We start from the raw sequence: 25,548 nt of genomic DNA, 5'->3' as shown, positions 1-25,548 counted from the left end.
AAGAAAAAGAAGCAAAAAGACTTTGATTCGTTTTAGGTCCTCGTATGCACACGGCACATGTTTCCCAGACGAATCAAAGTTTTTTGGTTCTTTTTTTCAAAAAAGAACTTTAATTCCGCGTCTTGTCCACCAGCTTGTTCTTGCCGATCCACGGCATCATGCCGCGCAGCTTCTCGCCGACCTGTTCGATCTGATGCGCGTTGTTGCGCGCGCGGATCGCCTTGAAGCCGACATTGCCCGACTGGTTTTCCAGGATGAAATTGCGCACGAACGTGCCGTCCTGGATATCGGTCAGGACGCGCTTCATCTCGGCCTTGGTTTCCGGCGTCACGATGCGCGGGCCGGTGGCGTATTCACCGTATTCGGCGGTGTTCGAGATCGAGTAGTTCATGTTCGCGATGCCGCCCTCGTAGATCAGGTCGACGATCAGCTTGGTTTCGTGCAGGCACTCGAAATACGCCATCTCGGGGGCGTAGCCGGCCTCGACCAGCGTTTCGAACCCGGCGCGGATCAGTTCGACCAGGCCGCCGCACAGCACCGCCTGTTCGCCGAACAGGTCGGTTTCGACCTCTTCCTTGAAGCTCGTCTCGATGATGCCGGCGCGGCCGCCGCCGTTGGCCGAGGCATAGGACAGCGCGATTTCCAGCGCATTGCCCGACGCGTTCTGCGCCACCGCGACCAGCGAGGGCACGCCGCCGCCACGCTGGTATTCGGAGCGCACGGTGTGGCCCGGGCCCTTGGGCGCGATCAGGAACACGTCCAGGTCGGGACGGGCCTCGATGATGCGGAAATGGATCGACAGGCCGTGCGCGAAGGCCAGGGCGGCGCCCTGCTTCAGGTTGGCCTCCAGATGCTCCTTGTACAGCGCGCCCTGGCCCTCGTCCGGGGTCAGGACCATGACGACGTCGGCCCAGGCGGCGGCCTCGGACGGGCCCATCACCTTGAAGCCCGCGGCCTCGGCCTTGGCCACCGCGGACGAACCCGGACGCAGGCCGATCACCATGTCGGTGACGCCGCTGTCCTTCAGGTTGTTGGCATGGGCGTGGCCCTGGCTGCCGTAGCCGATGATCGCGACCTTCTTGGACTTGATCAGGTTCACGTCGGCGTCGCGATCGTAATACACGCGCATGGGAAGACTCCTGTTGAGACAGATGGAAGGAAAGACCCGTGGTCAGATCGTCCGGGGGCCCCGGATGATCGCGGCCACTCCGGTGCGGGAGACCTCGGCCAGGCCGAGCGGACGCATCAGGTCGATGAACGAATCGAGCTTCTCGGTCGCGCCGGTCAGCTCGAAGACGAAGGATGTGGCCGTCGTATCGACGGCGCGGGCGCGGAAGGCCTCGGCGATGCGCAAGGCCTCGGTCCGGGCCTCGCCGGACGAGACGACCTTGACCAGCGCCATCTCGCGCGCGACGTGCGGGCCCAGCGTCGTCAGGTCCGCCACGCGGTAGACCGGCACCAGCCGCCCGACCTGCGCCTTGATCTGCTCGATCACCTGGCGGGTGCCGGAGGTCACGATATTGATGCGCGACTGGTGGCGCGATTCCTCGACCGGGGCCACGGTCAGGCTTTCGATATTGTAGCCGCGACCCGAGAACAGGCCGATCACGCGCGCCAGCACGCCGCTTTCGTTTTCGACCAGAATGGAAATGACCGCGGAGATCGTCGTCTCCTCCTGCGTGGTCATGATGGATTCATTCCTGAAAGGGACCGGCGGGGAACGTGCCCCGTGCCGGTGAACGATGAAAGACGCGGCCGGGGTCCGCCCGGCCGGGGGACGAGGGTGCCGTGGTCAGACCAGCATGCGTCCCTCGGCACTGACCGTGACCTCGCCATCCTGTTCGGGGCCGAGCAGCATCTGGTTGTGGGCCGCGCCGGAGGGAATCATCGGATAGACGTTTTCGTCCTGCGCCACGCAGATATCGGCCACCACCGCACCGGGTTCGGCCAGCATGGCGCGGATCACGTCGTCCAGTTCACCCACGCAGGTCGCGCGCATACCCCTGGCATGGAAGCTTTCGGCCAGGCGGACGAAATCGGGCAGCGCCGCGCTGTAGCTTTCGGAATAGCGCGAACCATGCAGCAGTTCCTGCCACTGGCGGACCATGCCCATATACTGGTTGTTCAGGATGAACAGCTTCACCGGCAGGCGATACTGGGCGATGGTCCCCAGTTCCTGGATGTTCATCAGGGTCGAGGCCTCGCCCGCGATGTCGATCACCAGCGCGTCGGGATGGGCGATCTGCGCCCCCACCGCCGCCGGCAGGCCATAGCCCATCGTGCCCAGCCCGCCCGAGGTCAGCCAGCGGTTCGGCCGGTCGAACTGGAAATGCTGGGCGGCCCACATCTGGTGCTGCCCGACCTCGGTCGAGACATAGGTGTCGCGGCCGGTTTCCATGGCCAGTTCATACAGCCGCCGCACCGCATGCTGGGGGCGGATGATGGCCGACGGCGTCATGTCCTGCGTGAAATGCAGGCTGCGGATGCCGCGCCAGGCGTCGATCTGCTGCCACCACTGGGCCAGCGCCGCCTTGTCCGGTGCTCCGTTCTGGCGCTCCCATTCCTCGATCATCATGTCGATGACGCGGCCGGCATCGCCCAGCACCGGCACATCGACCTGCACGATCTTGTTGATCTGCGACGGGTCGATATCCGCATGGATCTTGAACGAGTCCGGCGAGAACGCGTCCAGCCGCCCGGTGACGCGGTCGTCGAACCGCGCGCCCAGCGCGATCAGCACGTCGCACCCATGGGTGGCCAGGTTGGCCTCGTACGTGCCGTGCATGCCCAGCATGCCCAGGAACTGGCGGTCCGTGGTGGGAAACGCGCCCAGCCCCATCAGGGTGGAGGTGCAGGGAAAGCCGGTCATGCGCACCAGACGGCCCAGCGATTCCCCGGCGCCGGGGCCGGAATTGATGATGCCGCCGCCGGTATAGAACAGCGGCCGCTTCGCCCCCTTCATCGCCGCCACCGCGCGGGACACGGCCTCGCGGTCCGGTTCCGTGCGCGGACGATAGGACGGATGCGGCGCGCGCGAGGCCGGCTGATAGGGCGCGGGGCCCACCGTCAGGTTCTTCGGCAGGTCCACCAGCACCGGGCCGGGGCGGCCGCTGCGCGCGATGTGGAAGGCTTCATGCACCACGCGGGCCAGGTCGCCCGGGCGCCGGACCAGGTAATTATGCTTGGTCGCCGGACGGGTGATGCCCGTCGTGTCGGCCTCTTGGAACGCATCGGTGCCGATCAGCGGCACGCCGACCTGCCCCGAGAAGCAGACGACCGGGATCGAGTCCATCAGCGCGTCGACCAGGCCGGTCACCGCGTTGGTGGCGCCGGGGCCGCTGGTGACCAGCACCACGCCGACCTTGCCGGTCGAGCGGGCATAGGCCTCGGCGGCGTGGACAGCCGCCTGCTCGTGCCGGACCAACACGTGGCGGATGGCGTTCTGCCGGAACAGCGCGTCATAGATCGGCAGCACCGCGCCGCCCGGATAGCCGAAGACGACCTCGACCCCCTGATCGGCGAGAACGCGAAGCAGGACCTCGGCCCCGGAGAGGACGACGTCCCCCGCCTGGGCGCGCGCGGTCGGCTTCAGATCGTTCAGGTTCGGTGTCGCGTTCATGATCCCTGCTCCTCCGTCCGGTGGTTCCGATTGGGCCCGACAGGCCCCGCCCGGACGGAATGTCGGCTGGGTTTAGGGAAACTGTCGGCCCACGTCAATGCGCATTAGAATAAAAGAAACGGCATCCGCATAATTTCTTTCCATTTGTTGCGCATCTCCACCCATACGGGTGCCGATCACCAGGCTGTCGGCGGGTCCGGCCAGGTCGTGATGGGCAAACCACGTCGATTGCCGCCGCGTGTAGCGCCCCGTCGCCAGCACGGCGCGGTGCGTGGCCTCGTCCAGCGTCAGGTCGCCGCGCAGGTGGGCGGCCAGTTCCGGCACGCCATGGGCGCGCATGGCCGGCAGGGCGGGCGGCAGACCCTGGGCCAGCAGGGCCCGGACCTCGTCCAGTGCCCCGCCCTGGACCATGGCGGCGAAACGCACGGCGATGGCCGCGCGCAGGGTATCGCGCGGCGGGTCCAGGCGGACCGCGACCCGCCGGCAGGCCAGAGGCGGCAGGGTGGCCGTGCGGCGCCAATGGGCCATGCCGTGCCCGGTGCCCGACCAGACCTCCCACGCGCGGGCGACGCGCTGGCTGTCGGCGGGGTGCAGCGCGGCGGCGCTTTCGGGATCGACGGCGGCCAGGCGGTCATGCAGGGCGGCGGGCCCTTCGGCATCGACCAGCCGGCGGGCCTCGGCCCTTGCCTCGGGCCCGGGGTCGGGAATGTCGGTCAGCCCGTCGGTCAGGGCGCGCAGATACATGCCGGTGCCCCCGCACAGGATCGGGGTGCGGCCCGCCGCCCAGGCGGCTTCGATTTCCGCCACCGCGCGGCCACGCCACCACGCCACGCTGCCGGTTTCCGTCGCGGGCAGGACGCCGTACAGCCTGTGCGGGCATTCGGCCTCGTCCGCCGGGGTGGGGCGGGCGGTCAGGATGCGCAGGTCGCGATAGACCTGCATCGAATCCGCGTTGACGATCGTGCCGTCCACCGCCCGCGCCACCGCCATGGCCAGGGCCGATTTGCCCGAGCAGGTCGGCCCCGCGATCACCAGCACGGGCCGGTCCCGTGCATCCGCCGCTTGCGTCATGCGGTCATCCCTGCCACACGCCTGTGCGCCATGTCGCTGTCCCATATCCTTACGCTCGTCGCCAACCGCGACGCCACGACCCTGACCGATGCCCATGTCAGCGCCGCGCGCGACATGGTGAAGGGCGGGCCGCCCAGCATCCTGTCGCCGGGCGAGGCCGTGGACATTCCCTGCCCCGCCCCCGGTCCGGGCATGCCGACGCTGGACACGATCCGCGCCGTGTTCGGCCCGCGCCATATCGACACCCTTCTGACGCGTTCGCGCGGGCGGCGCAAAGGGCTTCTGATCGCGGACATGGACAGCACCATCGTCGCCAACGAAACGCTGGACGACCTGGCCGCCCATGCCGGCATCGGCGAACGCATCGCCGCGATCACCCGCCGGTCGATGAATGGCGAGATCGATTTCGCCACCGCCCTGCGCGAGCGTGTGGGCCTGCTGGCCGGCCTACCGGCGTCGCTGCTGGAAACCGCCTGGAAGGATGTACGGCTGAACGAGGGCGCACGCACCCTGGTGGCCACCATGCGCGCGCGCAACGCCCGCACCGCGCTGGTCTCGGGCGGATTCACCTTCTTCACCGGGCGGGTCGCGGCGCTGTGCGGGTTTTCCGAACACCACGCCAACACGCTGGACATCCGCGACGGGACCCTGACCGGCACGGTCGGCGAGCCGATCCTGGGCCCGGACGCCAAGCGCGCGCATCTGCACCGCCTGGCCGAGGCCGGGCGGCTGAAGCTGGCCGCCACGCTGGCGGTGGGCGACGGGGCGAACGACCTGGACATGCTGCGCGATGCCGGGCTGGGCATCGCCTTCCACGGCAAGCCGATCGTGCGTACCGCGATCGGCAACCGGGTGGATCATACCACCCTGCGGACGCTGCTGTTCGCGCAGGGGTATCCGGTGGGGGCCTTCGTTACCGGGGAATAGGACGTTCCTTTTCCGAGGAAAAGGAAGAGATCATCCCCAGATCCGGTGACGGCTGCCCCCTGGCCCGCCGGGACGACGCATCCTGCGCCTCGATGAACACATGGCTGACCTCGGGGAAGGCCGCGCGGATGCGGTCCTCGATACGCGAGACGCTGCGTTCCACGTGGCCCGCGCTCTGCCCGTCATCGAAATCCAGGCTGATCGCCACCAGCACGTCGGACGGCCCGAAATGCATCGAGCGGATCTCGTTCATGCCCAGCACGCCCGGTTCGGCCAGGGCGATGGCGCGGATGCGCGCCAGGCCCTCGGCCGCCATGCCCTCGCCGGTCAGCAGGGACTGGGTTTCCCACGCCAGGACGGCGGCGGTCAGCGTCAGGATCACGCCGATCAGCACCGACGCCACTCCGTCCAGCATCGGCTGGCCAAGCCATTCCGACAGGATCGTGCCCAGCAGCGCGACCCCCAGCCCGCACAGGGCGGCCGTGTCCTCGAACAGGACGGTGAAGACGGTGGGGTCCTTGCTATGGCGCACGGCCTCGATCCAGCCCCGTCGCCCCTTGCCGTGGCGGCGGAATTCCCGCAGCGCGGTCAGCCAGACCGCGCCCTCGAACAGGATAGCGAGGCCCAGCACGACATAATTGACCACCGCATGGTCCACCGGATGGGGATGGCGGATCTTGCTGACCCCCTCGAAGATCGACACCCCGGCGCCGACCCCGAAGATCAGCAACGCCACCACGAAGGTCCAGAAATACAGCTCCAGCCCGTACCCGAACGGATGCAGCGGCGTCGCCGGCCGGGCGGCGCGGCGCAGGCCGACCAGCAGCAGAACCTGGTTGCCGGTATCGATCAGCGAATGAATGGCCTCGCTCAGCATCGCGGCGCTGCCGGTCAATGCGGCGGCGGCGAACTTGACGATGGCGATCAGCAGGTTGCCCGACAGGGCGGCATAGATCACGAAACGGGAAGAGGAGGCAGCCATGAACGCTCCAGGCCGGGCAGGGGATGAAACCATAGACCGGATCATGGCCACGCCGAAGGGGGCGAGCCGCGTTGATGCCGGCGGATGTTGCAGGCCGGTCGGGACGCATTTTATAAGAAACTGTTTCAAACGCCTCCAAGAGCCTGATTGAAAATGTGGGCTGGTGAGCGAGAGCGGCCCTTCGGCCGCGTCCGGCGTGTGTTTTTGAGCACCGGAGCGGAGCGGCCTTGATGGCCGTGAGCACCGGAGCGCAAGAAACGCGCGTCGGATCGCCACCAGCGCGCATTTGCAAACAGGCTCCAAGCGGGTGGGACAACCCTGCCATCGACCCACCTCCTCGGACGGAGTTTCCGGTGCGTACCACAGTCATCCAGATGGCCCCCGGCGCGTCCCTGCCGGACAATATCGCCCAGACCGGCCGCCTGATCGCCGAAGCGGTGGCCGCCGACCGGCCCGACCTGGTGGTCCTGCCGGAAATATGGAGTTGCCTGGGCGGCACGGCCGAGGTGAAGTTCGCCAACGCCGAGGACCTGCCCGCCCCCGGACAATCCATCCCGAATCCGCCCGGCGCGGGACCGCTCTATCGCTTCCTGAGCGAGGCCGCGCGCGCCCACGGCATTACCCTGCATGGCGGGTCCATCGGCCAGCGCCATGGCGACCGGCTGCTGAACACCACCCTGGTCTTCGGCCCGGACGGGGTGGAACACGCGCGCTACAGCAAGATCCATCTGTTCGACATCACCACGCCGGGGGGCGAGGGCTACCGCGAAAGCGCAACCTATGCCCCGGGTGATACGGTGGTGACGGTGCCGGTGGGGCCGTTCACCGCCGGCCTGGCCATCTGCTACGATATCCGCTTTGGCGAACTGTTCCTGGCCCTGCGCAAGCGGGGGGCGAACCTGATCGTGCTGCCGGCGGCCTTTACCGCCGAAACGGGCGAGGCCCATTGGGCCACGCTGCTGCGGGCCCGCGCGATCGAAACCCAGTGCTGGGTCGTGGCCTGCGGCACCACCGGCACCCATATCGATGCCGGCGGCCATGCCCGGCGGACATATGGGCATTCCATGATCATCGATCCCTGGGGCACCGTCGTGGCCCAGGCATCGAACGGGGTCGGGTGGGTCACGGCGCGCCTGGACCTGGACCACGTCGCCCGTGTCCGCGCCGGGATACCGGTGATGGACCACCGCCGCCTGACGGCGTGACCGGGATGCGCCCCGTCCGGCCCGCGTCCTCCATGAAAGCAGGCCCGCGATGAACGACGTTCATCCCCCTGTCTGGCCCTCTGGCGGGGCGCCGCGCCGCTTCGCCTTCGTCGCCGCACCGAATGCCGCCGCGCGCCGGATGCAGGCGGACCTGATCGCCCGCTATGGCCAGCATACGCCCCACGAGGCCGAGGCCGTGATCTGCCTGGGCGGCGACGGGTTCATGCTGGAAATTCTGCATACCATGCTGGGGCGGCCGACCCCGGTCTACGGCATCAATTGCGGAACGGTCGGCTTCCTGATGAACCCCGCCGTCCCCGACGACCTGCCCGAGCACCTGGTCCGGACGCAGGCTGCCACGCTGCACCCGCTGCGGATGCGCACCACCACGAAATCCGGCACCGTGACCGAGGCCCTGGCCCTGAACGACGTGTTCCTGTTCCGCCAGACGCGGCAGGCCGCCAAGATCGAGATCCAGGTGGACGGCCGGGTCAGGATGCCCGAACTGATCTGCGACGGCGTGCTGGTCGCCACCCCGGCGGGATCGACGGCCTACAACCTGTCGGCGCACGGGCCGATCGTGCCGTTATCGGCGAACCTGCTGCCGCTGACCCCCATCAGCGCCTTCCGCCCCCGACGCTGGCGCGGCGCGCTGCTGCCCTCGACCGCGCAGGTGACGGTCACGATCCTGGAAAGCGACAAGCGCCCCGTCGCAGCGGTCGCGGACTTCACCGAGGTGCGCGACGTCGTCTCGGTCCAGATCGCCGAGGACCGCGCCATGCAGACGACGCTGCTGTTCGACCCGGACCAGAGCCTGTCGGAACGGATCCTGGCCGAGCAGTTCACGGTGTGATCTTACCGCCCAACCGGCCGGAACGTTCCGGACCGCAGTGAATCCTCGATGTCCTCCAGCGTCGTCCCGACCGTTTCCGGCACGTATTTCCAGACGAACAGGAAGGAAATGACGTTGATGACGCCGAACAGCCAGAAGGTTCCGGTCGTGCCCATGGCCTGGACCAGCGACAGGGTGACGAGCGAGACGATCGTGTCGCACAGCCACACCGTCGCGCTGGCCAGCCCCATGGCCTTGCTGCGGATGGCGAGTGGGAAGACCTCCGCCGCCACAAGCCAGACCGCGACCGAGAGAGAGCCGAAATTGAAGAAGATATAGCCCAGCAGCGAGGCGACCATCAGCACCATGCGCACGCCGCCGAGCGGCGCAGGGTCCAGGAAGACGGCGCCGAGCACGAAAAGCGACAGGGCGGCAAAGGGCAGCATGACAAGCATCATCCGCCGCCGGCCGACCCTGTCGATCAGCGCGATGCCCATCGCCGTGGTGATGGTCGATGTCACCCCCACCGAGACCGATGTCAGCAGGGCGGCGGAATGCGCCAGCCCCGTCTGCGAGAGAATGATCGGGGCGTAATAGACGATCACGTTCGGGCCCGAGAGCTGCGACAGGGCCGCAATGCCCAGGGCCGCGATCAGGGCCGGGCGAACCCAGCGACGGCGCAGGTCCCCCCATCCTGCCTTGGTGGTCTCCGTATCGGCCGCCGTCAGCACATCGGTCAGTTCGCGACGCACATGCCGATGGTGGCCGCGGAGCCGGTACAGGATCGATACCGCGCGTCGCTCCTGCTGGTGATGCAACAGCCAGCGGGGGCTTTCGGGCAGGAACATCATGCCCAAGGCCAGGAGCACGGCCGGGATCACCCCCAGCATGAACATGGGCCGCCAGGAGTCCGCCGTTCCCGACAATTCGTAGCCGACGAAAAAGGACAGCAGCAGCCCGAGGGAAAAGACAAGCTGGAACAGCGAGACCAGCCCACCGCGCCGTTCGGCGGGGGCGAGTTCGGCGACATAGACCGGAACGATCTGCGTCGTCGCGCCGATCGCCACGCCAAGCCACAGCCGCGCGAAGATCAGCACGCCGACAGTGGGCGCCATGCCGCATCCGATCGACGCCACGATAAAAATGGCGGCCGCGACCATGATGGCGGGGCGCCGCCCCCACCGGTCCGAGATCGGCCCGCTTGAAACGGCGCCGAAGATCGCCCCGATATTCAGCGCCGCCGCGATCCATTCCTGTCCCGACGTCGACAGCGAGAATGTCTGCGTGATGAAGATCAGCGCCGACGCGATGATGCCGGTATCGTATCCGAACAGCAGCCCGCCCACGGCCGCCACCGCAGCGGCGACCGAGACATAGCGCCGCGCGGATACGGTGCGGTCGCCCAGTCGCTCGATCGCCGGCATGACCGAAAAGGCCCGCCGGTGCCTTTCGCTGTTTTCGGTGTCACGCGCAATGTCGGCCGTGCTTGAGCTTGCCATTCCCCGGGTCCCTTCGCGATCGGGCGCTGCCGTCGTTCACATCAGTCGGACGAACCGAAAATGTCCTGGAGCGCGCGCTTCATGACGCCGGCATCCAGCGTCTTGCCCAGCCACAATTCCACGCCGATCACGCCCTGATTGACGAGCATGCCCAGCCCGTCGAGCGGCGTGCAGCCCCGCGCCTTGGCCTCGCGGAGCAGGTGTGTCCTGGGGGGATTCGGGATCACGTCGGCGACGATGTGCCCTTTCTTCAGGCTGTCCAGCGCGATGGGCGGAATGGCCTCCTTGTCGCCCAGGCCGATCGAGGTGGCGTTGATGACGATATCGACGTCGTCCGGGACGCGCGCCTCGCCGTCCCATGGCTTCGCGGTCGCGTCGCTTCGGGTATTGTCGCGCACCAGCGCCGCGATGGTTTCGGCCTTCGCCGGGTCGCGGTTGATGACGGTGATATGGGCCGTGCCGGCCAGTCCCAGTTCCACGGCAATCGCCCGGGCGGCGCCGCCCGCGCCCAGCAGCAGGATCTTCTTGCCGCGCGGGTCGGTGACGTCCTTCAGCGAGGCCAGGAAGCCCTTGCCGTCCGTGTTGTCGCCGGTCAGCTTGCCGTCGCGGATCGTCACGCAGTTGACCGCCCCGATAATCCGCGCGGCCTCGGACAATGCGTCCAGGTGCTGGATCACCGCGACCTTATGCGGCAGCGAGCAATTGAATCCCACCCATTCCATCGCCTTCGCGCCGCGAACGGCATCGGCCAGATTGTCGGGTTTCACATCGCAGTTGATGTAGCGCGCGTCGATATCGTGATGGCGATAGGCCGCCTCGATCATGGCGACCGTCGGGTTGTCGGCACACGGCGTGGAGAAAGATCCCGTCAGGATACTCAGGAAGCTCTTGTCGGTCATGCGGCGCTCCGGAAACTAGGGTTGCGGCTGTCTTGCATAGCTATGCACAATGGTATCGGTATGTCCAAGGTTGGGACATGACGCAAAGTTAAAGCCGTGACCGGGCGCTGCCGCATGCGATCAATTGTGCGTCAGTCACGGTTTTACGAAATGTTGGCGGAGACGGGATACGATGGGTGCCGAAGGCAGGACGGAGCAGATCGGTAAGCGGATAATCGCAGCGTTTCTATTCTGTGCGCTGGCGGCGCCCTGGGGCGCACGCGCGGCGGACAGCGTGGACTATGGCGCGCCCCCCTCGGGCAACGTGACCGTCGCGGCGCGCTTTGCCGACATGCAGCCGTCGGGCATCGTGGTGCTGCCCGATGGCAGCGTGATCCTGGGCTTTCCCCGCAGCGCGCAGGATCATGCGGGGCCGAGGCTGGCCCGCCTGACCGTGACCAGGGACGGACCACCCGGCCTGGCCCCCTACCCCGACGCCGCGACGCAGGCCCGGCTGATCTCGCCGCTGGGCATGACGCTGGACGCGCGCGGACGGATCTGGATCGTCGACGAGGGCACCGTGGCCGGCACCCCCGGCCCGGCAACGCCCGCGCTGGTGATGATCGACCCCGCGCCGGGCGGCGCGGGGGTCAGGACGCTGAAGCTGCACGCCCCCGCCATCCGTCCGGACAGCCATGTCAACGACCTGCGGATCGACCTGACGCACGGTCGCGCGGGCCTGGCCTTCGTCACCGATACGTCGCTGGCCGACCATCCGGCGATCATCGTCGTCGACCTGGCGAGCGAAAAGGCATGGCGGGTGCTGGACGACGACGCCTCCACCCGCGCCACGCCGGGCTTTGCGATGGAGGTGGACGGCCAGATGCACCGCTTCGACCTCGCCCACCCCGCCATGGGCCAGGGCGGCGCGGACGGAATCGCGATCAGCCCCGACAGTGCGACGCTCTACTGGCAGCCTTTGTCCGGACGCCGGCTCTACAGCGCGCCGACTGCCGTTCTGGGCAATCCCCTTGCCAGCCGTGCGGCACTGGCGCAAACGGTGCGCGATGAAGGCGAGACTGGGGTGGTGGACGGCATGGCGACCGCGCCGGACGGCAGCCTGTACCTGACGGACCTGGAACGCCACGCCATCCTGCACCGCGCGACCGACGGCACGCTGTCGATGGTGACCCACGACCCGCGCCTGATCTCGCCGGACGGGCTGGCGCTGCAGGGCGATACGCTGTGGCTGACGGTCGGCCAGTGGTCACGCCTGCCGGTCTTCCATGGCGGCCATGACCGGCAGGAACGCCCGTGGATCGTTGCGCGTATCCGGGTTCCGTAGTGCGGTAGTCTTTGTTCTTTTTTGAAAAAAGAATCAAAAAACTTTCAATTGGTTTGAGGACTTTGTGCCGGGTGCTGCGATGCAGCTTAACGAATAAAAGTCTTTTTGCTTCTTTTTCTTCAGAAAAAGAAGCACCCTTCCAGGTCTGCGAACTGCGGGACTCGAACCGACACGTTACAGTTGCCCATAGGCTTTTACCCAGGGAAATTCCCCTTTGTTTCGTATGGTCAATATCTACGCCAAGCATTATGGGAAAGGCAAATAGGGGGCAGGGTGAGGCCAATATTAATTGATATTCTTATAAGTCTCTCTTTAAGGTTGATTGGCTGATTTGGGGGGATGCCGACGTGGAGGGCTCGAAAAACCCTCTGGTTTTGCGGCTTTCTCTGTGATTCCATTTCTTCTGCGTTGATTGAGGGAATAGCGCTATGAAGCAGTCTGGTTTCTTTGACGTTGAAGAGCGGCTTGCCCGATTGAGCGGGCTTGGCGATCAGCTCGAAGCGTTTTCCCGGACTGTGGATTTTGAAGTCTTCCGCCCTGATCTGGAGCAGGCTTTGGCGTATTCAGACGGCAGTAAAGGCGGGCGTCCGCCGTTTGATCCGGTACTGATGTTCAAGATCCTGATGATCCAGACGCTGAATAATTTGTCTGATGAGCGGACAGAGTATCTGATCAATGACCGCCTGTCGTTCATGCGTTTCCTTGGCCTGGGGCTGTCGGACCGTGTGCCGGATGCCAAAACGGTCTGGCTGTTCCGTGAACGCCTGACCCAGGCGGGAGCCATTGAAAGACTGTTTGGCCGGTTTGATGCAACTCTGCGGAACGCCGGTTATCTCCCGATGTCCGGCCAGATCCTGGATGCCACACTGGTAGCTGCTCCCAAGCAGCGCAATACGAACGCTGAGAAAGCCGATCTTCGGGAAGGGCGTATTCCTGAAGACTGGCAGGACAAACCCGCAAAGCTGTCGCACAAGGACCGTCATGCGCGCTGGACACTGAAGTTCACCAAAGCAAAGCGGCAGGATGATGGAACCATGCCATCCAGCGATCTCGCCATCCCGTTCTTTGGCTATAAATCGCACATTTCCATCGATCGGAAATTCCGGTTCATCCGAAAATGGAAGACGACGGATGCCGCCGCCAGTGATGGTGCGCGATTGCGAGACGGGCTGTTGGATAAAACCAATACGGCCTCAAGCGTTTGGGCCGACACGGCGTACCGCTCCAAAGCCAACGAAGACTTCATGGAAAAGCAGGGTTTTGTCTCAAAGGTTCACAGAAAAAAGCCGCATCTCAAGCCTATGCCCCAACATATCCAGAAATCGAATGCTGGAAAGTCGGTCATCCGCTCGCGTGTCGAGCATGTCTTTGCCGATCAGAAATCGCAAATGGGTTTGTTCGTCCGAACTATCGGTATCACCCGGGCCACCATGAGGATCGGCCTGGCCAATATCGTCTATAATATGCGCCGCTTCCTCTTCTTGGAGCGGATGAACGCGAGCGCGTAGTCATCCAGCCGGACAGCAGTCCCCGATCTGCTCAAAGCGCAGATCAAAAGCCAACCAAAAACCATCAATCAAATCGCCAAAAGCCTTAAATCACCAGCCAAGCACATCAATCAACGGTTCTTCGATCCCTCCACGTGATATGAAAACACCCCCGTCATTCCATTATGGGATGCTGCGCACCAAGCGCCTGCCACTCCCTGAGCCTCACCAATGCAAAGAAAAGCGCCTCCTAAGAGCCTGTTTGGAAAGTCATGGATGAGCGTTTCTTCGGGTGAGATTGGCGCCCATGGCGACGAAGATCATGGCCTGTGAGACATCGATGCGACGCTCGTAATCGCGCACGAGGCGTCGCCATCGGGTCATCCATCCGAAGGTTCGCTCCACGACCCAGCGCCGGGGGAGAACCTCAAAGCCTTTCGCTCCGTCCCTGCGACGGATCACCTCGACGACGAAGTCCAGGTAGGCAGCCTTGTCCATCAACTGGAGCCGGTCATAGGCACCGTCCGCGAATAGATGCTTGACCCACGGCCAGCGCTTGCGGATCGCGTCCAGGATCATCTGCGCTCCGGCGCTGTCGGAGATGTCCGCCGGCGTCAGGTTGACCATCAGCAGGCGTCCGTCCGTATCCACGGCGATATGCCGCTTGCGCCCGACAATCTTCTTTCCAGCGTCGTAACCTCTTGTTTTCGCGTGCGGCGCCTTGATGCTCTGGCTGTCGATCACTCCGGCCGAAGGGCTGGCTTCACGGCCCGAGCGCTCCCGGTCAAGCATCAGTTCCACATCATGAATGGTCTGGAACAGGAACCGCCGGGCCAATTCCCTGAACCAACCATAGACCGTACGCCAATGCCCGAAATGGATCGGCAGCATTCGCCAGCCGCAGCCGGATCGAACCAGGTAACGAACCGCGTTGATCACCTCGCGGAATTCGATCTCGCGCGGACGCCCCGTGCGTCCCGGCTCGGGCATCAGTGGCGCGATGCGCGCCCATTCCTCCTCCGTCATATCAGACGGATAACGCTTCGTCTTGCGGGTAATCCTGGCCATGCGGCCTCTCTGCTCTGGCGTCCACATCCAGAGCTTGAATCACACTTCAGCGACTTTCCAAACAGGCTCTAACCGTTGGTACCGATGACCAGATCATGCCTGATCGGCCCCGTATGAACACGACCATTGAAATACGCCATGTTGCTGCCGACGCGGAAATCGTCCGCCGTCGTCGTCGCCGTTGCTTTCGACGTATAGAAACCATCGGTGCCGTCCTTCGCGGCCAGCGTATCGCTAAGAGCCCGATCCGAAAGTTTTTGAACAATACCAGCCTGTTGTGATTCATCCGTCTTTGCGAAGAGATGGAGTGAATGGTGACATGGACTGGTATTGCCCGACGTGAACATAGCCGGGAAGGGTTGCGATATCCATCGGATATGACGGACGGGGAGTGGGCTTTGATCATGCCATTTGTACCCCCGGCGAAACGGGGCGGTCGCCCCCGCACTACGGATATGCGCGAGGTGGTCAACGCGATGCTCTACATAGCCTCGGCCGGGTGTGCGTGGCGCCTGCTGCCGAAATGCTTTCCGCCGGTCTCGACCGTCAGGCGCTATTTTTACGCCTGGCGTGGTGCCGGAGTGTTCGAAGTCATGAATACGGTGCTGGTCATGAGCCTGCGCGAGATCGAGGGGCGTGAAGCCTCTCCGAGCGCGGGCGTGATTGACAGCCAGTCGGTGAAAACCACGGAAAGTGGCGGGCTTTCGGGCTATGACGCGGGGAAGAAGGTCAAGGGCCGCAAGCGCCATATTGTGACGGATACCTGCGGCTTCCTGATCTTTCTCCTCGTTCATGCCGCCGACATCCAGGACCGTGATGGGGCTGTTGATGTCCTGGCAGCGATACGCAGGCGCTTTCCCTGGCTGCGCCACATCTTCGCTGATGGCGGCTATGCTGGCGACAAATTGCGATCCGCGCTCGCCTCCATGGGAAAATGGACCCTTGAAATCATCAGGCGGTCCGATACGGCGAAGGGCTTTCAGATCCTGCCGCGCCGCTGGGTGGTTGAACGGACATTCGCATGGCTGGGACGGTGCAGGCGGCTCGCCAAAGACTGGGAACAATCCATTGCTTCCTCAACCGCATGGACATTGATCGCCTCGATCCGAATGCTCACACGACGGACAGCAAGGCATTGTCACGGTTGAAGAACTTTCGGATCGGGCTCTAAGCAGGCTGTCGGATTGGGCGCTGCCGTAGTGATGAGTGATGGCGACGACGGCGTTTATGCGGCCGTCAGTCGCGTGATCCTACGGCAATTATATGCGAGGGCGACGAGCGTCCATTCTGTTGCGACGTTGGGGAGGCCACGGAGATGGAAACGGGTGAAGCCCATGGCGCTCTTGATGATACCGAAGACCGGTTCGACGGTCTGCTTGCGTAAGGCGTAAAGGGCTTTTGCCGGGTTCTGTTGCAGCCTGGCCTTCATTTCCAGGCGCCAGGGCTCGGTGATCCGGCGCGGCTCCCTGGGTGGCGGTTCTGGCCGGAAGTCATAAGGGCGCCGATTCACAGGGCGTCCGATGGCGACCAGCGGGTCCACGCCGCTGGCCTGCAACGTTTCGACGGCTTTGCCGCTGGCGAAACCCGTGTCGGCGAGGACGGTTCGTGGCAGGCCGATCCTCTCCTCCATACCCAGGATGGTGGCGGCGAAGCTGGGCGCGTCCGCCGTCGTCGCAACGACGCCATTTTCCAAGATCAACTGGCTGCCCTCGGCACAAACCACGGCCTGGGCATTGTAGGCTTGCCGGTATTCATGCGCGTCGGATCGGCGCATCAGCTTGCTGTCCGGATCGGCCAAGGCGATCTGCCCGGCTGTTGGCCGCTCATCTGCCCCCCGTTATGCCCGTCGAGCGGGTGCGCGTCACGCTCTATGGCTCGCTGGCCTGGACCGCTCATGGTCACGCCACCGACAAGGCCGTCATCCTGGGCCTGGCGGGCGAGACGCCCGACGGCATTGACCCGCTTGACCCACGGCCAGCGCTTGCGGATCGCGTCCAGGATCATCTGCGCTCCGGCGCTGTCGGAGATGTCCGCCGGCGTCAGGTTGACCATCAGCAGGCGTCCGTCCGTATCCACGGCGATATGCCGCTTGCGCCCGACATCTTCTTTCCAGCGTCGTAACCTCTTGTTTTCGCGTGCGGCGCCTTGATGCTCTGGCTGTCGATCACTCCGGCCGAAGGGCTGGCTTCACGGCCCGAGCGCTCCCGGTCAAGCATCAGTTCCACATCATGAATGGTCTGGAACAGGAACCGCCGGGCCAATTCCCTGAACCAACCATAGACCGTACGCCAATGCCCGAAATGGATCGGCAGCATTCGCCAGCCGCAGCCGGATCGAACCAGGTAACGAACCGCGTTGATCACCTCGCGGAATTCGATCTCGCGCGGACGCCCCGTGCGTCCCGGCTCGGGCATCAGTGGCGCGATGCGCGCCCATTCCTCCTCCGTCATATCAGACGGATAACGCTTCGTCTTGCGGGTAATCCTGGCCATGCGGCCTCTCTGCTCTGGCGTCCACATCCAGAGCTTGAATCACACTTCAGCGACTTTCCAAACAGGCTCTAACCACTGGCAACAACTCTCCCGACACACAATTGGATCGGGGGATCCTTTAACCGGGCATATTGCTTCCGGTCAGCGTTTTAGAGCCCGATCCGAAAGTTTTTGAACAATACCAGCCTGTTGTGATTCATCCGTCTTTGCGAAGAGATGGAGTGAATGGTGACATGGACTGGTATTGCCCGACGTGAACATAGCCGGGAAGGGTTGCGATATCCATCGGATATGACGGACGGGGAGTGGGCTTTGATCATGCCATTTGTACCCCCGGCGAAACGGGGCGGTCGCCCCCGCACTACGGATATGCGCGAGGTGGTCAACGCGATGCTCTACATAGCCTCGGCCGGGTGTGCGTGGCGCCTGCTGCCGAAATGCTTTCCGCCGGTCTCGACCGTCAGGCGCTATTTTTACGCCTGGCGTGGTGCCGGAGTGTTCGAAGTCATGAATACGGTGCTGGTCATGAGCCTGCGCGAGATCGAGGGGCGTGAAGCCTCTCCGAGCGCGGGCGTGATTGACAGCCAGTCGGTGAAAACCACGGAAAGTGGCGGGCTTTCGGGCTATGACGCGGGGAAGAAGGTCAAGGGCCGCAAGCGCCATATTGTGACGGATACCTGCGGCTTCCTGATCTTTCTCCTCGTTCATGCCGCCGACATCCAGGACCGTGATGGGGCTGTTGATGTCCTGGCAGCGATACGCAGGCGCTTTCCCTGGCTGCGCCACATCTTCGCTGATGGCGGCTATGCTGGCGACAAATTGCGATCCGCGCTCGCCTCCATGGGAAAATGGACCCTTGAAATCATCAGGCGGTCCGATACGGCGAAGGGCTTTCAGATCCTGCCGCGCCGCTGGGTGGTTGAACGGACATTCGCATGGCTGGGACGGTGCAGGCGGCTCGCCAAAGACTGGGAACAATCCATTGCTTCCTCAACCGCATGGACATTGATCGCCTCGATCCGAATGCTCACACGACGGACAGCAAGGCATTGTCACGGTTGAAGAACTTTCGGATCGGGCTCTTACGTCTCGGGAAAAACCAGCGCATAGCTTGTGCTTCTTCCTCCTGCCGCCTCCTTGGCCAGAATATTACGCGACACAAGATCATTAATATCTCGCAGGGCTGTATCCGGTGACGTCTTCGCCAGCTTCGCCCATTTGGATGATGTGAGCTTGCCCTCGAACCCGTCCAGAAGACGATTGAGCATGAGGCGTTGACGGTCATTGATCGATTGCCCGGCCAGATTGTCCCAGAAGCGGGCCTTCCGGATGACCTTTTCCAGGACCAGTTCAGCACGATCAAAGGCGCGATCCAGAGTCCCCAGAAACCAGTACAGCCAGGGCGTGATGTCCATATCGCCCTTCTGGGTGGCCTCAAGGATTGCGTAGTAATCCTTCCGGTCGTGGCGGATCTGATACCAACTCCTGTTTGTTAAAACCCATGTGCCCATTGTCGTAGCCCGAGGGACATGATGCGCCAGGGCTGGTCGACGAGCTGGTTCCAGGCGTGGCAGCAGATATCGACGATGTCGTCGTAGGTGCGGAAGATCCGGTTCGACAGCCAGGTATTGCGCATGAACTGCCAGACGTTTTCCACCGGATTGAGTTCGGGCGAGCGTGGCGGGAGCGGCAGGATGGTGATGTTGGCGGGGATATCGAGTTTCGGGCTGGTATGCCACGCTGCCTGATCGACGATGAGGATAGCGTGAGCGCCCGGCGCTACGGCCTGCGAGATCTCGTCGAGATGCCGGTTCATGGCGTGGAGGTTGCACCAGGGCAGGACGAGGGCCGCTCCCTTGCCTAGCGCCGGACAGATCGCTCCGAAGATCCAGGCCGAACGTGTGCGCTGATCGGCAGGCGCGCGTGGACGGGTGCCGCGTCTGGCCCAGCGGCGCGTCAGCTTCGTTTTCTGGCCGACCCTCGCCTCGTCGCCCCACCAGAGTTCGATGGCCTTGCCGGGATGCCGGGCCCGGGATCCCGGCCATGACGTGGGGAAGCTTTTTTAAAACGTCTGGGCCTCGGGATCTGGGCATGGTGCCGGGGGCGTCCGTCAGAAGGCGGAAGTCGAGGCCCCGGATAACGGCGCTCAGCCGGCTGCGCGAAAGAGAGACGCCGAATTCCTCATAAAGCCATTGCCCCAGATCAGCCTGCCGCCAGCGCACCACCCCATGCACGGCAGCGATCGGGCCGTCCTCGATCCGGCGCATCAGCGCTTCCAACATGGCTGGTGTCAGGCGGGGAACGACACCGCCCCCATGATGATCCCGCACGCCATCCGGGCCCTCGGCGTTGAAACGCACCACCCAGTCCCGCACAATCTGCCGATCCGTCCCAGCCAGTCGTGCCGCGTCTCCGCGTGACGCACCATCGTAGATCGCCGCCAGCGCCAGAAGCCGACGCGCCTGGCCCGCATGCCTCGTTGTCCGCGCCAGAGCACGCAGTCCCGCCGCATCATAATCCTCACGCAACGCTAACGCCCCGCCCATTCGGATGCCTCCCGCCCGGTTCGGCATCCTGTGAATCACAGCTCGTTCCAGAACGATACCGTCAGGCAATCACATATGAGTCAGGGCGGACCGGAGTTGGTATAACAAGCCACAGATGCGCAATGGCTGCCTTCAGCACTGGGTCCAGTGCATGCCCAGCATTGCACCAGTTGAGGAAGGCCTGCATCTCTACGGGCACCCTGCTGGCTGCCGGCGCCTCATAATGGACCTTCTCCCGTCCGACAGAACCTGACACGACCTGCATTGATCCGGTTCTGTCATCACGCCACTCGCCAACCAGAATGCGTGACATCCCGTTTCGTCCTGTGGGAAACAAAGCCGCATGCCAGGAGAACAGCCTTTCTTTGGTCAGCGGATCGGCATAATGCCGGGTCGCATCTAGCATCATCTCCACGACGCCTTCGACATCCCGATCCACCGGTGCCAGCGCGCCAATATCCATGCCCAGTCGCCGGGCGATGGAGGAGCGAACCTGCTCGCGATCAAGGTTTTCACCCTCAATCTCGCTCGACTTGATGACGTCTTCCGTTAGGGTCTGGATTACGGCTTCCGACCTGAAATCGAAGCCGAGACTTTCCATGCGCCCCAGAAGCCGCCCCTGCCGGTGACGCACCGCAGCCAATTCATGGGAGATAGTGTCTTTATCCCACCGGAAGCCCGGCCAGTCTTCATGCTGATGAATGTATCGCGTCATATTCCCGGCACTCCTCGCGGAGAATATGACGCTTAATCGTCGCAAGCCGCAAGGCTATATCCGCATTATATGCGACGAATACGTCTATTATTCAACGCACACACTGGTCGAGCGCCTAGCAGAGGAACTCCCGCTGTCTTCTCCACCCCTTCCAAAAAGCTGTGCCGCCTTTTTATTCCCGCAGCAACACCAGATCACCCTTCACCCTTTTAACGACGGAAAATGACGGCGATGGGGGGGGGAGCCGGTTGTCGGCTATGGGGCACCTATATCGGAAAGCAGCCATTCCCTGCGCTCATGACTATGACGGCTCCCGACCCATCCTTGGCATTCATTCACCCGACGGCGCGCTCAAGATGATCTTCAGTCGGGAGCATTTTACCGATCTGACGGCTCTTGTCGTGGTCTCGAGCGACCCGCCGGCGGCAGCCGCTATCGCTCCAGCTTATCCATGTTCAAACATATCATGAACAGGGATGGGGACGAGGAGCAGCACATTCACTTGAAAGATTGGCGGTCGACGGAAGGGCAGCGGCGGCGACCCCGCAGTCAGACGTAGTATTTGAAGGGCTGCTTCTCTTGTCCCTTGGCTGATCCCATCGTGAGGATGTCCCCGACCATGCGCGCGAACCGGACCGTTACCGGGAGGCCATCGTTGAAGTTGCAGCTGTTATAGTTGATCTTGGTTAGGCCCATGATGTCCTCGAGAACCGATCGTATCTCGGGCGTGGCATATTTGCTGCGCATGATCGTGATGTGGAGCGGATTTGGTGTCTCAGGCCCGATATAGGTATCCAGTTGGGGCACGTAGCCAGTCGTCCAGAGGTAGGCGGTCTGCTGATCGAGCAACAGCGCCGTGCCCCGCAGGACCGGATAATCCCCATCACGGAAGAGCTTGGTTTCACCGCCAGTCGTTCGAATCCGGACGCCGACCACGTTGGTCCCCTTGGGTGCGGCCGCGCAGAATGCGTTCCACTCCTCGTCGTTGAAGTAGGTCTGGCCGTGAATGAATAGCTCCAAGGGCGGCTCGTTATAGAGCTCTTGGTATGTCTCGAGCACAAGACTGAGCAGCCGCTTAGCTGCGTCGGGTTTCAGGTGATACTCATAGTCGCCCGTCTTCCATGGACCGTTAGCCCCGCGGAATACGACACCGTCTCCTTCGTTCAGAAACATCTGTGCTGCGCAGCAGGCATGTCCGTCAGGGTCATGGGGGAGGCTCTTGTAGACCATCCCGATATAGCAGACGCCTGGGCGGATCGTCGCCAGGCGCCACGGCGGCTTGGGTTGCGTCTTGTAATAGAGGCCTGTGGCAAGGTTCCAAGCGACCGTCGCAGCGTCCTGTGTCTTGCGTAGCGGATAGCCAGCCTTGTTCTTGAAGGCTTCAGGCGCGAGCGTGGTTTCGCGCACCAACTGCGTCGGCGCGATATTGAGGAACTCGGCTTTGATGCGCCGATGGAAATCCGGGACGTCAGCAAAGATGTCCTCGTCCGTCTGATCGATCACGCCGGCGGCCACCAGAAGTGGCAGGACCTTCTTGGCCTTCTGGCGCCGCGCGAATTCACCCGGAGCCATGGTGACCCCGCTGCGGCGGGATTCAGGGCGGCAACGGTCATAAATGATCTCGGGTAAAGCAAGCACCCATACATCGACCGCCTGCTCTTCGTTTCGCAAATGCTTACGCACGCGGTCGATGAAGAGCTTGGCGACCTTGTCGACGGCCTCGTGCAGGTTGACGATACTCGTCGCCTTCTCGATGTCCGCCGCTGGGATCGAGAGCGTGCTGATCTCGTCGGGCTCGAAGCTGATGCCAAATGCTTCCTCAAGACCGGGAAAATTCGCGAGGTGGAGGCGATCCTGCTTTTCGCCCTTGCCCGGCGGCGGGACGGAGACGACCTGCTGGATTTTACGGGACCAGGAGCGGAAATGACCGATCCCTTCCGTCGTCCCAACCACGCCGACTCGAATCTCGCGCATTTTTTTTGAACGGGCATGCGGGCCGTAGAGGAACAGGCCATCTTTCGGGTGGGGGCTCAGTTGTCCGAAGGCAAATTCGAGATCGGGCTCATGGATATGGTCGACAATGAGTGATGTCTCCGGGAACTTCATGCCGGATACTCCGCGTCGGATTCAGGACGACCCAGTGTGCTCAGGTCGGTTTCTTCATCGTCTCCGCTCTGCGAATCCGGCAGGTCCGTGCTGACCGGCGATGAGAACAGGATGGGAGCCGCTTCCAGGACGACATCTTCTGATGCCGATAGCCGAAGGCGGATATAGGCGGATTCTCCCGACAGCAATTCGAGAAACGCGAGCATGCGTCCATACCACTGTTTGTTGCGCCAGCCCTTACAGATCGTCCGCCGCAGCTTGTGCATCTTCCGCTTGTCGTCGATCTTAAGGCCATTAGCGGTCCCATTGTCGCCGGCAAACAGGACGCGAGACTTCAGCTTGAAGTGCCAGAAGGGCCAGAAATTCGGAAGCGCAGTGACCCCGAACTGCCAGATATGTCCTTTCGCGCGGTTGCGCAGCATAGAGGATCGGCGGTCACCCTGTTTGCCCCAGGGAATGCGCTGGCCGATCGCCGCGATCGCGGGGGAGGCGTGAAAGCCGGATCCGCCTGAGAATTGGTATTCGATCAGCCCCTTTTCCCGGCAGAAGGCGAACCAAGCCTGTTTCATCATGACATGGATCAGGTTCTGGGCCGGCTGCTTCCCGAGCCGCAGCTTGCGATCCCCCTCCTGGACGAGCCGATCCAGTGGGATGCTGCGTTTCAGTTTGAACCGCCCAACCGATGCGAAGGCTTCGGCGATCGCATCTTCCCTTTCGAAGGTGAGGATGCCGCCTCCTTGAACGGCAACAGGAAAAGGGTGGTTCGCCGCAAAGCGCTTCATACGGTCAAGATCGACGACGCCGGATGGCTCGTAAAAGTGAATGGCATCTGGGGCTTCGACGATCCGTAGCCAATTGGAAGTGAGCCGCTCCGGCTCATTCTTGAGTGGGATCGCGTCCCTTCGACGAAAAATCTCCCAGTTGGGGTTGATGATGGCAACATCCGCCTGTTTTGGTGCGCGCTGCCGTTTGAGTGTGTCGAGGAGTGTTCCCAGGCCCTCGCCCCAGCCTCGCACGAAATCGACGGCGATTGAGTCGCCGAGCCCCTTGATCTTGCGGCCCGGCTCGAGCTTGAGCTGAATGATAAAGCGATTATCGTTGATCGTTTTGGCAACGTCGAGTGCGATGTCGATGTCGTCCTGCATCGCCTGGTCATCGGCGGTCGCATTTCGGCACACGAGAAGGACCTTCGCTGCCCGGTGCTCAAGCGCGCGACTGACGTCGCGGCGCCCGCGATCGCCCGGCTGCAAAGTCAGGATGTCGGCAAAGACGTGATAGCCCTCTGCCTCCAGTTTTGGCGCAAGCCACAGAGTGAACTCGTCGTCCAATGGCGACGCTTTCAGGATGAAGAGAACGTCACGTGCCGGTGATTCAACATCGGAATTGGTGACTGTCGGCAATAGCCGGGCGAGGGCTGTCGGCATCGGCGCCGGCTTTGGCAAGGCGTCGGAGACAGCTTGTGTGACGATGGTCTTGAGGACGGCGCTATCCTGCGTCCAAAGCGCTTGATGGGCGATGACGATATGCGGGAATTTTCGCAGCAGGCCGTTGAGGTCGTCCTGACCAAAAATATCGCTGGTGCTGTGCAGCCAGGGTCCGATCGCGCCGGCCAGATCGGACTTGTTTTTAGGGGTTAAGGTGGCCGATGTCGTCAGGATGTATCGACTGGGCCCCAACCCATCGATGCTCGCACGCTCCGCCTTCATCTTCGAAAGGAGCTTGACCGACCCGGAGCGCAGATAGTGCTTGGCCTGCAGGATGATTGCGCCGTCTGCTGTGACATGCCGACCGTCCATCCCGTCGTCAGGCCCTTCAGGAAAGGCCTCGAAGCGAACCTCCAGTTCAGCACCAATCAGATCGCGGCACAGATCCTCAAATTGAGAATGGGATAGGTTGGCAAAATCATAATCCATCAGAACTATTTGTGGGATGCGTCGTGCGCGGTCAAGAACGCCTTGCAGATATATCGGGTGGTACCCCCGCATCTCCTTTCTCCAGACGATGCAGGGTTGAGCGGGAGACACCCATGGAAGCTGCGAAATCATCAACCGAGATTTTCCGGGCCCAGCGCGCAAGTGAAATGTCCGCCTCAAGCTTCGTGAGCACCCGACCGACAGACGGATAGACCGGTGCATTTTTTGATCTGGCTTTGTTGGCTCTGGCATTCATTGGTTCAAACCTGATACTTAATGCTTAAATTTTGTGTCATATAGTCAGAGCCTGTTTGGAAAGTCATGGATGAGCGTTTCTTCGGGTGAGATTGGCGCCCATGGCGACGAAGATCATGGCCTGTGAGACATCGATGCGACGCTCGTAATCGCGCACGAGGCGTCGCCATCGGGTCATCCATCCGAAGGTTCGCTCCACGACCCAGCGCCGGGGGAGAACCTCAAAGCCTTTCGCTCCGTCCCTGCGACGGATCACCTCGACGACGAAGTCCAGGTAGGCAGCCTTGTCCATCAACTGGAGCCGGTCATAGGCACCGTCCGCGAATAGATGCTTGACCCACGGCCAGCGCTTGCGGATCGCGTCCAGGATCATCTGCGCTCCGGCGCTGTCGGAGATGTCCGCCGGCGTCAGGTTGACCATCAGCAGGCGTCCGTCCGTATCCGCGGCGATATGCCGGTTGCGCCCGACAATCTTCTTTCCAGCGTCGTAACCTCTTGTTTTCGCGTGCGGCGCCTTGATGCTCTGGCTGTCGATCACTCCGGCCGAAGGGCTGGCTTCCCGGCCCGAGCGCTCCCGGTCAAGCTTAGTTCCCCTTCTGAATGGTCTG

Annotated in this window: 18 protein-coding genes and 8 pseudogenes; 8 read left to right on the top strand and 18 right to left on the bottom strand. The window is 63.1% G+C overall.

The window, feature by feature from the left end; all coding sequences use genetic code 11:
- Positions 1–109: 109 nt before the first annotated feature.
- The 4 genes from ilvC to miaA form a co-directional block, all read right to left on the bottom strand.
- On the bottom strand, positions 110–1,129 hold the full coding sequence (gene ilvC, locus GDI_RS00115) for a ketol-acid reductoisomerase (RefSeq protein ID WP_012222275.1): 1,020 nt from the start codon (positions 1,127–1,129) through the stop codon (positions 110–112).
- A 42-nt stretch (positions 1,130–1,171) separates the two neighbouring features.
- On the bottom strand, positions 1,172–1,687 hold the full coding sequence (gene ilvN, locus GDI_RS00110) for an acetolactate synthase small subunit (protein WP_012222274.1): 516 nt from the start codon (positions 1,685–1,687) through the stop codon (positions 1,172–1,174).
- A 105-nt stretch (positions 1,688–1,792) separates the two neighbouring features.
- Positions 1,793–3,619 carry a biosynthetic-type acetolactate synthase large subunit gene (gene ilvB / locus GDI_RS00105; protein ID WP_012222273.1) on the bottom strand — a complete coding sequence of 609 codons (1,827 nt, stop codon included), beginning with the start codon at positions 3,617–3,619 and terminating at the stop codon, positions 1,793–1,795.
- Between the two features lie 72 nt (positions 3,620–3,691).
- Positions 3,692–4,690, bottom strand: a complete 999-nt coding sequence (gene miaA / locus GDI_RS00100) for a tRNA (adenosine(37)-N6)-dimethylallyltransferase MiaA (RefSeq protein WP_012222272.1) — start codon at positions 4,688–4,690, stop codon at positions 3,692–3,694.
- A gap of 30 nt (positions 4,691–4,720) precedes the next feature.
- On the opposite strand from miaA, the gene serB reads away from it, so the two are divergent.
- Positions 4,721–5,617 (top strand): phosphoserine phosphatase SerB, encoded by an 897-nt coding sequence (gene serB / locus GDI_RS00095; RefSeq protein WP_012222271.1) that lies wholly within the window; start codon positions 4,721–4,723, stop codon positions 5,615–5,617.
- Here serB and GDI_RS00090 read toward each other — a convergent pair.
- Positions 5,604–6,599 (bottom strand): cation diffusion facilitator family transporter, encoded by a 996-nt coding sequence (locus GDI_RS00090; RefSeq protein ID WP_012553970.1) that lies wholly within the window; start codon positions 6,597–6,599, stop codon positions 5,604–5,606. The two genes, serB and GDI_RS00090, sit on opposite strands and share 14 nt — an antisense overlap.
- A 353-nt stretch (positions 6,600–6,952) precedes the next feature.
- Here GDI_RS00090 and GDI_RS00085 point away from each other — a divergent pair, with 353 nt between their 5' ends.
- Both GDI_RS00085 and GDI_RS00080 read left to right on the top strand, forming a co-directional pair.
- Positions 6,953–7,804: a carbon-nitrogen hydrolase family protein gene (locus GDI_RS00085; RefSeq protein WP_041249207.1), complete on the top strand. Its 852-nt coding sequence runs from the start codon at positions 6,953–6,955 to the stop codon at positions 7,802–7,804.
- A 49-nt stretch (positions 7,805–7,853) separates the two neighbouring features.
- Positions 7,854–8,657, top strand: coding sequence for an NAD kinase (locus GDI_RS00080; protein ID WP_012222268.1), 804 nt, complete (start codon positions 7,854–7,856; stop codon positions 8,655–8,657).
- Between the two features lie 2 nt (positions 8,658–8,659).
- On the opposite strand, the gene GDI_RS00075 is transcribed toward GDI_RS00080, so the two are convergent.
- Both GDI_RS00075 and aroE read right to left on the bottom strand, forming a co-directional pair.
- Positions 8,660–10,135 (bottom strand): sugar porter family MFS transporter, encoded by a 1,476-nt coding sequence (locus GDI_RS00075; RefSeq protein ID WP_081482835.1) that lies wholly within the window; start codon positions 10,133–10,135, stop codon positions 8,660–8,662.
- A 41-nt stretch (positions 10,136–10,176) separates the two neighbouring features.
- Complete coding sequence (gene aroE / locus GDI_RS00070; protein ID WP_012222266.1) at positions 10,177–11,034, bottom strand: shikimate dehydrogenase; 858 nt, start codon at positions 11,032–11,034, stop codon at positions 10,177–10,179.
- A 172-nt stretch (positions 11,035–11,206) separates the two neighbouring features.
- On the opposite strand from aroE, the gene GDI_RS00065 reads away from it, so the two are divergent.
- Both GDI_RS00065 and GDI_RS00060 read left to right on the top strand, forming a co-directional pair.
- Complete coding sequence (locus tag GDI_RS00065) at positions 11,207–12,358, top strand: L-dopachrome tautomerase-related protein (RefSeq protein ID WP_012222265.1); 1,152 nt, start codon at positions 11,207–11,209, stop codon at positions 12,356–12,358.
- A gap of 428 nt (positions 12,359–12,786) precedes the next feature.
- A complete protein-coding gene (locus tag GDI_RS00060) occupies positions 12,787–13,866 on the top strand; it encodes an IS5 family transposase (protein WP_012222264.1) in 1,080 nt (359 codons plus the stop codon).
- Positions 13,867–14,115: 249 nt separating this feature from the next.
- Here the strand turns inward: GDI_RS00060 and GDI_RS00055 are convergent, their stop codons facing one another.
- Together GDI_RS00055 and GDI_RS18720 are read right to left on the bottom strand one after the other, a co-directional pair.
- Positions 14,116–14,940 carry an IS5-like element ISGdi2 family transposase gene (locus tag GDI_RS00055; RefSeq protein ID WP_012553437.1) on the bottom strand — a complete coding sequence of 275 codons (825 nt, stop codon included), beginning with the start codon at positions 14,938–14,940 and terminating at the stop codon, positions 14,116–14,118.
- 44 nt (positions 14,941–14,984) lie between these two features.
- Positions 14,985–15,191 (bottom strand): annotated as a pseudogene (locus GDI_RS18720) (hypothetical protein); the annotation flags it as partial.
- Positions 15,192–15,224: 33 nt separating this feature from the next.
- Here GDI_RS18720 and GDI_RS00050 point away from each other — a divergent pair.
- On the top strand, positions 15,225–16,061 hold the full coding sequence (locus GDI_RS00050) for an IS5-like element ISGdi1 family transposase (RefSeq protein WP_012222260.1): 837 nt from the start codon (positions 15,225–15,227) through the stop codon (positions 16,059–16,061).
- Between the two features lie 77 nt (positions 16,062–16,138).
- Here GDI_RS00050 and GDI_RS18715 read toward each other — a convergent pair.
- Positions 16,139–16,741, bottom strand: a pseudogene (locus tag GDI_RS18715) (transposase); the annotation flags it as partial.
- An 11-nt stretch (positions 16,742–16,752) separates the two neighbouring features.
- Here GDI_RS18715 and GDI_RS18710 point away from each other — a divergent pair.
- Positions 16,753–16,839 (top strand): annotated as a pseudogene (locus tag GDI_RS18710) (serine dehydratase beta chain); the annotation flags it as partial.
- 6 nt (positions 16,840–16,845) lie between these two features.
- Here the strand turns inward: GDI_RS18710 and GDI_RS00040 are convergent.
- Positions 16,846–17,432: pseudogene (locus GDI_RS00040) on the bottom strand (IS5 family transposase); the annotation flags it as partial.
- 198 nt (positions 17,433–17,630) lie between these two features.
- On the opposite strand from GDI_RS00040, the gene GDI_RS00035 reads away from it, so the two are divergent.
- Complete coding sequence (locus GDI_RS00035) at positions 17,631–18,467, top strand: IS5-like element ISGdi1 family transposase (RefSeq protein ID WP_012222260.1); 837 nt, start codon at positions 17,631–17,633, stop codon at positions 18,465–18,467.
- 20 nt (positions 18,468–18,487) lie between these two features.
- On the opposite strand, the pseudogene GDI_RS00030 reads toward GDI_RS00035, so the two are convergent.
- From GDI_RS00030 to GDI_RS00005, 7 genes and pseudogenes are all read right to left on the bottom strand, one after another.
- Positions 18,488–18,880 (bottom strand): annotated as a pseudogene (locus GDI_RS00030) (Fic family protein); the annotation flags it as partial.
- 17 nt (positions 18,881–18,897) lie between these two features.
- Positions 18,898–19,951, bottom strand: a pseudogene (locus GDI_RS18705) (IS630 family transposase).
- Between the two features lie 91 nt (positions 19,952–20,042).
- Positions 20,043–20,666: pseudogene (locus tag GDI_RS00020) on the bottom strand (DUF4172 domain-containing protein); the annotation flags it as partial.
- 549 nt (positions 20,667–21,215) lie between these two features.
- The gene (locus GDI_RS00015; protein ID WP_012222259.1) at positions 21,216–22,772 is read right to left on the bottom strand and encodes an argonaute/piwi family protein; all 1,557 of its coding nucleotides are present in this window, start codon (positions 22,770–22,772) and stop codon (positions 21,216–21,218) included.
- Positions 22,769–24,685, bottom strand: coding sequence for a toll/interleukin-1 receptor domain-containing protein (locus GDI_RS00010; protein WP_012222258.1), 1,917 nt, complete (start codon positions 24,683–24,685; stop codon positions 22,769–22,771). Before GDI_RS00010 ends, GDI_RS00015 begins: the two co-directional genes overlap by 4 nt.
- A gap of 31 nt (positions 24,686–24,716) precedes the next feature.
- The gene (locus GDI_RS20555; protein WP_012222257.1) at positions 24,717–24,941 is read right to left on the bottom strand and encodes a helix-turn-helix domain-containing protein; all 225 of its coding nucleotides are present in this window, start codon (positions 24,939–24,941) and stop codon (positions 24,717–24,719) included.
- A 63-nt stretch (positions 24,942–25,004) separates the two neighbouring features.
- Positions 25,005–25,523, bottom strand: a pseudogene (locus GDI_RS00005) (IS5-like element ISGdi2 family transposase); the annotation flags it as partial.
- Positions 25,524–25,548 lie beyond the last annotated feature (25 nt).

Source organism: Gluconacetobacter diazotrophicus PA1 5 (genome assembly GCF_000067045.1).
GTDB lineage: Bacteria > Pseudomonadota > Alphaproteobacteria > Acetobacterales > Acetobacteraceae > Gluconacetobacter > Gluconacetobacter diazotrophicus.
This window is presented reverse-complemented; position numbering and strand designations above follow the sequence as displayed.